This is a genomic window from Bacteroides sp. L10-4 (assembly GCF_013373675.1).
Lineage (GTDB): Bacteria > Bacteroidota > Bacteroidia > Bacteroidales > Bacteroidaceae > Bacteroides > Bacteroides muris.
In genome coordinates, this window is record NZ_JABXJH010000088.1 from 1 (window position 1) to 10,081 (window position 10,081).

Here is a 10,081-nt window from a genome sequence, read left to right on the forward strand (position 1 = left end):
CATAAGCGGCCTTCAATTTGACCGCTAAGCTACGAATTCAAATCCGTTTCATTCTAAAGGACTGCTTAAAAGACTGTATTTCAATAATTTCAAAGACCGATTAGCTAACTTTTATTGGACAGTAGTGTTAACCTTTAATGTCTTCATGCAAATGTTCCCCGTCATATTTGTATCTCTCGGTCCCGGCGAACCGGAACTGATTACCATAAAAGGCTTGAAAGCCCTGCAGGCAGCCGACTGTATTTTCTGTCCCGAGACACTGGCCAAAGATGGAAACAGAGTTTCACGCGCAGCCGACATCCTATTGCAACTCGACATTCCGGAAAACACGGTGCGCCGCTTTCCACTCCCCATGAGCAAACAGCGCGAAAAAGCCCTGAGCGCCTACGACGAGGTCTATATGGAGAGCTCCACCCTCCGGCAACAAGGAAAGAAGGTCTGTATCGTTGCCGAAGGAGATGCCGGATTCTACTCTTCCATACACTATGTATATGACAAACTGCAGGCAGACGGCATCCCCGTGGAACACATCCCCGGTATCCCCGCCTTCATTGCCGCCGGCGCACTGGGCGGGCTCCATGTAGCCAGCCAGGAAGAGCGGCTGACGGTGATACCCGGCATTACTACGACAGAAGAGATAGAGAAACTGACAAGCGAAAACAGTGCGGTTGTCATCATGAAGCTGTCCAGATGCACCGATGAGATTCACCGCTGCATCCGCCTGCATCCCGAATACCGGTATCACTATTTTGAGAATGTAGGCACTCCGGAAGAGAAGTATATCAATGACAGCAAGCGGATAGCGACCATCCGCTTCCCCTATTTTTCCCTGCTTATCATTCGTACAGAGACCTTTTGAGCCCGATTTAATACAATTTCGCACGCCATAGGCATTATTTTAATGAAAATGGGTTACCTTTGCGCCGTTGAAATATAAAAAAGATAAGAACATGAAGAAAGTCGCTTTTTATATGCTGATGCTGGTTATGAGCATCGGTTGTGCCTATGCCCAAGGAAAGGCAGACATCAAATTCGAACAGACCACCCACAACTTCGGCACATTCTCCGAGAACAGCCCGGTGGTCAGCTACACCTTTAAGTTCACAAACGTAGGCGATGCTCCGCTTGTCATCCATCAGGCCGTGGCTTCCTGCGGATGTACCGTTCCCGAATACTCACAGGAACCGATAGCACCTGGAAAGACGGGCACAGTGAAAGTAACCTATAATGGAACCGGAAGATACCCCGGCCACTTCAAGAAATCCATTACCCTGCGCACCAATGCCAAAACGGAAATAATGCGATTGTTTATCGAAGGAGATATGACGGCAAAAGATGCCAAATAAGCATTTTACCATACAGAATTAAGGAGATTTTTTTAAATCTCCTTTTTTTTTGCTTTCTTTGAACTCCATAACGAAAAACATAAAACTACAAAACCTATGAAACAAGAAGAAGAACCTATCACCGGACTAGCAGAAAATGCGTTCCGTGAATTGAAACCGGGAGAAGTGTACAACCCTTTGATGAGCCCGGACAAGAAGTATTCAGAAGTAAATGCCTGGTCGGTGACGTGGGGTATTCTGATGGCCATCCTCTTTTCGGCCGCAGCAGCCTATCTGGGGCTGAAGGTGGGGCAAGTATTCGAAGCAGCCATCCCCATCGCCATCATTGCCGTCGGCGTATCGGGTGCAGCCAAACGCAAGAATGCACTGGCCGAAAACGTCATTATCCAGTCCATCGGCGCCAGCTCGGGCGTCATCGTGGCAGGCGCCATCTTCACCCTTCCGGCACTTTATATCCTTCAGGAAACCTATCCGAAAGAAATCACCGTCACCTTCGCACAAGTCTTTATCAGCTCCCTGCTGGGAGGTGTGCTGGGTATTCTCTTCCTGATTCCCTTCCGCAAATATTTCGTGAGCGACATGCACGGCAAGTATCCCTTCCCCGAGGCAACAGCCACCACGCAAGTGCTCGTCTCCGGCGAAAAGAGCGGCAGCCAGGCAAAACCGTTACTCATGGCAGGTATCATCGGCGGTCTATATGACTTCATCGTGGCAACCTTCGGCTGGTGGAACGAGAATTTCACCACCCGCGTATGCGGCTTCGGCGAAATGCTGGCCGAGAAAGCCAAGCTGGTGTTCAAGGTTAACACGGGTGCTGCCGTGCTTGGTCTGGGCTATATCGTAGGGCTGAAATACGCGTCCATCATCTGTGCCGGCTCACTGGCCGTATGGTGGATTATTATCCCCGGCATGTCCATGATTTGGGGAGACTCCGTACTGAACCAATGGAACCCCGAGATTACGGCAACCGTAGGCGCCATGACTCCGGAAGAAATCTTCAAATATTATGCCAAGAGCATCGGTATCGGTGGCATTGCCATGGCAGGCATCATCGGCATTATCAAGTCCTGGGGCATCATCAAGAGTGCCGTAGGGCTGGCTGCCAAGGAAATGGGTGGTAAATCCAATGTAGAGGCCGGCGTAAAACGCACGCAACGGGACATCTCCATGAAGATTATCGCCATCGGTTCCACCATCACACTGCTGCTGGTTGTTCTCTTCTTCTACTTCGATGTGATGCAGGGCAACCTGGCACATACCATTGTAGCCATCCTGCTTGTGGCAGGCATCGCTTTCCTATTTACCACTGTGGCCGCCAATGCCATTGCGATTGTGGGCACAAACCCCGTATCCGGAATGACGTTGATGACATTGATCCTGGCATCCGTGGTCATGGTAGCCGTAGGGCTGAAAGGTCCCGAAGGAATGGTTGCCGCACTGGTGATGGGCGGTGTTGTATGTACGGCACTGTCCATGGCAGGAGGCTTCATCACAGACTTGAAAATCGGTTACTGGCTGGGCAGCACACCTGCCAAACAGGAGACCTGGAAGTTCCTCGGAACCATCGTTTCCGCCGCTACCGTAGGTGGTGTAATGATTATCCTGAACAAGACGTACGGTTTCACCAGCGGACAATTGGCCGCTCCCCAGGCCAATGCCATGGCAGCCGTTATCGAACCTCTGATGAACGGTGTGGGTGCGCCCTGGCTGCTCTATGGTATAGGTGCAGTGCTGGCCGTCATCCTCAACTTCTGCAAGATTCCCGCACTGGCGTTCGCACTGGGCATGTTCATCCCGTTGGAACTGAATGTTCCGTTGGTAGTGGGCGGTGCCATCAACTGGTACGTGACCAGCCGCAGCAAGGATGCCGCTCTCAATGCCGAACGTGGAGAGAAAGGCACACTGCTGGCCTCCGGTTTCATTGCCGGCGGTGCACTGATGGGTGTGGCAAGCGCCGCCATGCGTTTCGGAGGAATCAACCTCGTGAACGATGCATGGTTACAGAATACCTGGTCTGAAGTACTGGCACTAGGTGCATACGTCCTGCTGATATGCTATCTCATCAAAGCTTCCATGAAAACCAAATAGTTGAAATCTCACAAGCTCAACATTTGAAAGGAATAAGGGGGACGGAAAGTCCCCCTATTCCTTTCAAACCAAATAACTTTAAATATAAGAAACATGAAAAAGATTCTATTATTCTTTTCTTTATTTACAACGGCCCTATTATTTGCACAAAATCCCGTCGAATTGCCTTTATGGCCCGACAAAGCCCCCAACAACAGCAGACCGTCCGAAACAGAACAGAACTATAACAATGAATGGGTAACCAACATTACCGTCCCTACCCTCACCATCTTCTCGGCTTCCCAGCCCAACGGTATGGCCATCATCATGTGTCCGGGAGGCGCTTACAGCGGTCTTGCCATGCGCCACGAAGGACTCGACATGGCCTCCTGGCTCAATGCACAAGGCATTACGTACGCAGTACTGAAGTACCGCATGCCCAACGGCCACAATGAAATCCCCCTTTCTGATGCCGAACAAGCCATTCGCCTCATACGCGAACATGCTGCCGAATGGGGCGTCAACCCTCAGCGCGTAGGCATCATGGGAGCCTCTGCAGGCGGACATTTGGCCGCTTCGCTAGCCACTCTCTACAGCAGTGACAAAACCCGTCCCGACTTTCAGATACTGTTCTATCCGGTCATCTCCATGCAACCGGGTATCACTCATGGAGGCTCACGCACCAATCTCCTCGGAGAAAACCCGTCTCAGGAACTGGAACAGAAATACTCACTCGAAAGACAGGTATCGGCACGCACCCCCCAAGCTTTCATCATGCTTTCTTCGGATGACGATGCGGTGCCACCCATCAATGGCATCGGCTATTTCCTCGCCCTGCGCGACCATAAAGTACCTGCCAGCCTGCATGCCTACCCTACCGGCGGACATGGCTGGGGATTCCGTGACAACTTCCCCTACAAGCGTCAATGGACCGAAGAACTGGAGAAGTGGCTGCGTGAAGGGCTCGTATTCCCCGGCCTCTGAATCTGCCTCAAAAGAATTTATAAATATTTAATCCGGCAGTATTGAATTTAATTCCCCCGTATTAAGCTTTTATAAAAAGGATGTAGTAAATTTGCTGCATCCTTTTTACGTTTAAGAACAGTAATAATCAAAAGAAAGAAAAATGAAAACAATGACTAAATTTATGTTCAGCGCCCTCTGTGCGGCAACTCTGGTAACTTCCGTTTCTGCCCAGGGAGGGAAAGATATGTTGAGCAATGGAATAAAGTATCTGGATGTGCCATACGTGGCCCATACGCTGGAGACAGATGGTCCCGAGGAACTCGTCATCAACTGCGATGAGGTAGACTGCACCACGCTGGTGGAATATGTGCTGGCAGAGACACTCACCCCCAAATTGGCCGACGGGGACATCTCGGAAAGCGCTTTCGCCGATAACCTGCAGAAAATCCGTTACCGTGACGGTAAAATCGACGGGTACACTTCCCGCCTGCATTATATTGCCGACTGGATAAACAATGGCGTACGCAACGGCTTCCTTCAGGATGTAACGGATGCCATGAGTCCCGACACCGAAAAGCTGTCCATCTCCTACATGTCTTCCCACCCCCAACTCTACAAGCAGCTGGCAAATTCTCCGGAGAACGTAGCCAAAATGAAGAAGATAGAGCAATCCTTGTCCGGCAAGGAAGTTCACTATCTTCCCAAAGCCAAACTTCCCGCCGATGGCCTTCCGTGGATTAAAGACGGCGATATCATAGCCATCACCACCAACACTCCGGGGCTGGATGTAGCCCACATGGGAATCGCTTTCTATGCAGACAGCAAACTCCTGCTGGTACACGCTTCCTCTACCGACAAGAAAGTGGTGGCCTCCAAGGTCTCCTTGTCACAAATGCTGAAAGACAATAATAAGTGGACGGGAATACGGGTGCTGAGAATGAAGAAATAAGGTGAAATACTATAATATGGAAAAGGCGATGGAGAATCAAATCTTCATCGCCTTTTCCATATATATGATTGTTCGTTCCTATTCCTCCACGACAATATATTCATCAATATTCCGTGTTTCTTTACTGAAGTTCACACCTACTTTCACTAATTTCCTGCCATCCAAGGTATAAGGAATCAGATACCCCTTCTCATCTATTTGTTTCAGAGCTGCGTCGGCTGTACCGTCCAGTTTGAACTCAAAAACATAAATAGCGGTAGGGGTATGAACTACTGCGTCCGCACGACCACGGCTGCTGCGAACCTCGGACCGGATGAACTGTCCCAGCAAAGTAAACACTACATGAAAAATAACTTGATAATGACATTCCGTATCATCACTCAACTCGTACGGAATACCGGAGAAGAATATCTTAAGACGCTCCATAAACGCCTCCACATCCCCACTCTTCAATTCACGCATGAATTTAGCGATGTGGAAACCAGTCTCATCATCAGTAACTTTAGTATAAAAAGGAACCAGAAAATTCAGAAAGCCGTAACGTACCTCATCATTCGGAAAGCCTAAAGTGTATAGCTTCACATCATCATCATACCCTTTTATGGTCAAATAACCACTTTGATAAATCATCGGAAGAGGATTTTTTGTTTCCGCACGATATTCGGAGAAAGCGGAAGCCAGCACTTCCACTCCATCTATCAATAGACGTATATCGTAATCACTCTGCTTCAGCAAGTCAACCAAGTAAGTAGGTGTGCCGGTCTGAAACCAGTAGTACCCCATCTCTTCTGCATCAAAAGCATTCAATACACTGAACGGATTGAACATTCCTATGCCTTCCGGATGAAAATGATAACCATCATATTGACGTTCCATCAAATCAATCACTTCTTGTAAGGATACCCCTCTTCGTTTAGCCAGTCTCTCAAGTTCCGGCAGAAAGGTTTTCACCAACTCCTCTTTGGTAATACCACACAAAGCAGCGTAAGGAGACTTCATGCTTATATCATTCAGCTGATTCAAGTCACTGAACACACTTACTTGCGCAAACTTGGTCACTCCGGTCAGGAAAACAAAACGAAGATAACGGTCAGCGCTCTTCAAGACACCGTAGAACGCTTTCAGTATTTTCCGATACTTATCCAGCAAGTTCTCATCCAAGACCGCTTGAAGCAATGGCTTGTCATACTCATCAATCAGCACAACAACCTGCTTTCCCGTCAGCGTGCATGCCCGCTCTATCACGTAAGCAAAACGCTCTTCCGGACTACGGTCTTTCTTCTCTTGACCATAAAGCAGTTCCCATTTCTCCAGATACTGATTAAGCATAGCCGTCAGGTCAGCAGCAGTTTCATATTTCCGGGCATTCAAATCCAAGTGCAAAACCGGATATTCTTCCCATTCCTTTTCCAGCTGTTCAATGGCCAAACCTTGAAACAAATCCTTGCGTCCTTGAAAGTAGGCTTCAAAAGTAGAAAGAAGCAGGCTCTTGCCAAAACGACGGGGACGGCTCAGGAAATAAGGAGTAGAAGTAGATGCTATTTGATAAATCATAGCCGTCTTATCTACATAAAGAAAACCGCCTTCACGTAGTTTATCAAAAGTCTGTATGCCTATCGGCAGTTTACGTATCTGTTCCATGTTATTATAACCTGATTGGTGTATGACAAAGGTACGATTTTATTCCTCCACGACAATATATTCATCAATATTCCGTGTTTCTTTACTGAAGTTCACACCTACTTTCACTAATTTCCTTCCATCCAAGGTATAAGGAATCAGATACCCCTTTTCATCTATTTGCTTCAGAGCTGCGTCGGCCGTACCGTCCAGTTTGAACTCAAAAACATAAATAGCGGTAGGGGTATGAACCACTGCGTCCGCACGGCCGCGGCTGCTGCGAACCTCGGACCGGATGAACTGTCCCAGCAAAGTAAACACTACATGAAAAATAACCTGATAATGACGTTCCGTATCATCACTCAACTCGTACGGAATACCGGAGAAGAATATCTTAAGACGCTCCATAAACGCCTCCACATCCCCACTCTTCAATTCACGCATGAATTTAGCGATGTGGAAACCAGTCTCATCATCAGTAACTTTAGTATAAAAAGGAACCAGAAAATTGAGGAAACCATAACATACTTCATCATTCGGAAATTGAAGCGTATAAAGGCAAACCTCCTTATCATAAGCCTTTATAGTCAAGTAACCGCTCTGATAAATCATAGGCAGAGGATTATTAGCTTCTGCACGATATTCAGAGAAGGCAGAGGCAGTAACCTCTACGCCATTCAGCAAAAGGCGAAGATCATAGTCACTCTTTTTTAATAAATCCACCAAATAAGTAGGTGTACCCGTCTGAAACCAGAAGTTGCCGAACTTCAATTTCTGAAATACATTCAGAAGGCTGAAAGGGTTAAAAAGCCCCACCGAAGTATCTTCACAAAAATGATAGCCGTCATATTTCTTTGCCAACCGAAAAATCGTTTCCTCCAAAGTCAGTTCTTCATTTTCACTTAACCGTTGTATTTCCGGGCCAAATGTTTTTATAAGTTCATCTTGTGTAATGCCGCACAAAGCATTGTATGCTCTATCCATGCTTATGTCATTCAGCTGGTTCAAATCACTGAACACACTTACTTGCGCAAACTTGGTCACTCCGGTCAGGAAAACAAAACGAAGATAACGGTCAGTGCTCTTCAAGACACCGTAGAACGCTTTCAATATTTTCCGATACTCATCCAGCAAGTTCTCATCCAAGACCGCTTGAAGCAATGGCTTGTCATACTCATCAATCAGCACAACAACCTGCTTTCCCGTCAGCGTGCATGCCTGCTCTATCACGTAAGCAAAACGCTCTTCCGGACTACGGTCTTTCTTCTCCTGACCATAGAGCAGTTCCCATTTCTCCAGATACTGATTAAGCATAGCCGTCAGGTCAGCAGCAGTTTCATATTTCCGGGCATTCAAATCCAAGTGCAAAACCGGATATTCTTCCCATTCCTTTTCCAGCTGTTCGATGGCCAAACCTTGAAACAAATCCTTGCGTCCTTGAAAGTAGGCTTCAAAAGTAGAAAGAAGCAGGCTCTTGCCAAAACGACGGGGACGGCTCAGGAAATAAGGAGTAGAAGTAGATGCTATTTGATAAATCATAGCCGTCTTATCTACATAAAGAAAACCGCCTTCACGTAGTTTATCAAAAGTCTGTATGCCTATCGGCAGTTTACGTATCTGTTCCATGTTATTATAACCTGATTGGTGTATGACAAAGGTACGATTTATATTTCAAAAAAAGACGAAAGGCGATGGAGATTTTAGTCTCCATCGCCTTTCATTATTTTACTAATCATCATTTCAGTATTACTCACGTAGACTGGTGCAATCCGAAATACTTCTTCATAAAGCAGGTATAAGAAAAACAAAGCAAAAGAATTATACCTGTCAAATACCAATAACCGTAACCTAAACACATTATATATCCTACGACAATGATTGCCTGCACTGCCATGTAAATAGAAGAAACCACCACATGAGGAACCTTCAGCTCATTCGCCATAATCTGATACATATGCTTGCGATGCGGCAGGCCGATATTCTCGTGAAGCATCAGGCGGTGAATGATAGTCAGCACACTATCCACACCATACACGGATAAAAGGACTATCCAACTGAAATCACCAGTCTGGATGATGAGCCTGCCTATCAGGAAGAGAAGGATGAAGGCAATGCTCACCGAACCCACATCACCCGCAAAGCACTTGGCCCGTTTGCGGAAATTGAAGAAACAGAAGACTAGAACGGAGCAGATAACGGTATAGATGAAGTCCGCTTCCACAAAAGCCACCACCTCCTTATTGACATAGGCCAAGGCAGCAAGAACAACCAGAGAATAACCGCCGGTTATGCCGTTAATCCCATCCATAAAGTTGTAGGCATTGATGATACCAGTACACACTATCAAGGCTATGACTATCCACCACCACGACAAGGAGAACAGTCCCCACTGATAAAACATCAAAGCCATGGCAGAGAAATGAAAAAGCAGCCGTGTCATCTGCCCGGTGGATCTTATGTCGTCCACGAAGCTGATGAACGTCACCAGTGTCAAGGCAAGCAGAAAAAAGGGATATTCAAAACCACTCGTCAGGAAATAAGCCAATGCGCCGAAATAGAAGATAATCCCACCGCCGCGCAAAGTCACTTTCGTATGGGAACTCCGTTCATTGGGCTTGTCGATGATATTGCACCTGTCAGCCACCTTAAAATAAAAAAGTTCTGCCAGAAACAGCAGAACCAATATCAGCAGATAATACATAACAGTACTTTCCTATTTAATTCTTAATTACTACCGGTGCGATAAAATCGCATTAGCTTTAAAATCATCAAATAAAGGGAGAACCTTGACATCTTGGTTTGAATTGATTGCCGGGGACTGCTTGGTGATAAGTAAATCAAATTCAAATCAAAAAATCAATATACCCTTGTATTTAACTAAATACTAACTGTTTAATAATAGTGTTAGATTTTTATCACACCACTAACAATGCCTAATTATTAACTTTTATATGTGAGAACGATTTTATCGTTCTCACTATCCCCTCCTCTGCCCTCACCGGCATGCGGTCAATTCCCAGCGCGCCCTTTATCTTCGCATTACTCACCACATAATTCTCAGTCAGCTTGCGCAGGCGCTCCGCATTCAAAGGCAAATGAAGCAAAGTCCCGACACGGGCACAGAACTCCATCA

Annotated in this window: 8 protein-coding genes and 1 pseudogene; 5 read left to right on the forward strand and 4 right to left on the reverse strand. The window is 46.7% G+C overall.

What is annotated here, in order from left to right; translation table 11 throughout:
- Positions 1-151 precede the first annotated feature (151 nt).
- The 5 genes from HU824_RS18215 to HU824_RS18235 all read left to right on the forward strand — a co-directional run bounded on the left by HU824_RS18215 (position 152) and on the right by HU824_RS18235 (position 5,328).
- Positions 152-859, forward strand: coding sequence for a precorrin-2 C(20)-methyltransferase (locus HU824_RS18215; RefSeq protein ID WP_176469621.1), 708 nt, complete (start codon positions 152-154; stop codon positions 857-859).
- 91 nt (positions 860-950) lie between these two features.
- Complete coding sequence (locus tag HU824_RS18220; protein ID WP_136010891.1) at positions 951-1,346, forward strand: DUF1573 domain-containing protein; 396 nt, start codon at positions 951-953, stop codon at positions 1,344-1,346.
- Positions 1,347-1,442: 96 nt separating this feature from the next.
- Complete coding sequence (locus tag HU824_RS18225; protein WP_176469622.1) at positions 1,443-3,434, forward strand: OPT family oligopeptide transporter; 1,992 nt, start codon at positions 1,443-1,445, stop codon at positions 3,432-3,434.
- A gap of 93 nt (positions 3,435-3,527) precedes the next feature.
- The gene (locus tag HU824_RS18230; RefSeq protein WP_176469623.1) at positions 3,528-4,397 is read left to right on the forward strand and encodes an alpha/beta hydrolase; all 870 of its coding nucleotides are present in this window, start codon (positions 3,528-3,530) and stop codon (positions 4,395-4,397) included.
- 142 nt (positions 4,398-4,539) lie between these two features.
- The gene (locus HU824_RS18235; RefSeq protein ID WP_176469624.1) at positions 4,540-5,328 is read left to right on the forward strand and encodes an N-acetylmuramoyl-L-alanine amidase-like domain-containing protein; all 789 of its coding nucleotides are present in this window, start codon (positions 4,540-4,542) and stop codon (positions 5,326-5,328) included.
- 78 nt (positions 5,329-5,406) lie between these two features.
- Here the strand turns inward: HU824_RS18235 and HU824_RS18240 are convergent, their stop codons facing one another.
- The 4 genes and pseudogenes from HU824_RS18240 to HU824_RS18255 all read right to left on the reverse strand — a co-directional run.
- The gene (locus HU824_RS18240) at positions 5,407-6,969 is read right to left on the reverse strand and encodes an ATP-binding protein (RefSeq protein ID WP_176469625.1); all 1,563 of its coding nucleotides are present in this window, start codon (positions 6,967-6,969) and stop codon (positions 5,407-5,409) included.
- Between the two features lie 39 nt (positions 6,970-7,008).
- On the reverse strand, positions 7,009-8,574 hold the full coding sequence (locus HU824_RS18245) for an ATP-binding protein (RefSeq protein WP_176469626.1): 1,566 nt from the start codon (positions 8,572-8,574) through the stop codon (positions 7,009-7,011).
- Positions 8,575-8,698: 124 nt separating this feature from the next.
- The gene (locus HU824_RS18250; RefSeq protein WP_176469627.1) at positions 8,699-9,649 is read right to left on the reverse strand and encodes a glycosyltransferase family 4 protein; all 951 of its coding nucleotides are present in this window, start codon (positions 9,647-9,649) and stop codon (positions 8,699-8,701) included.
- 232 nt (positions 9,650-9,881) lie between these two features.
- Positions 9,882-10,081 (reverse strand): annotated as a pseudogene (locus tag HU824_RS18255) (nucleoside-diphosphate-sugar epimerase); the annotation flags it as partial.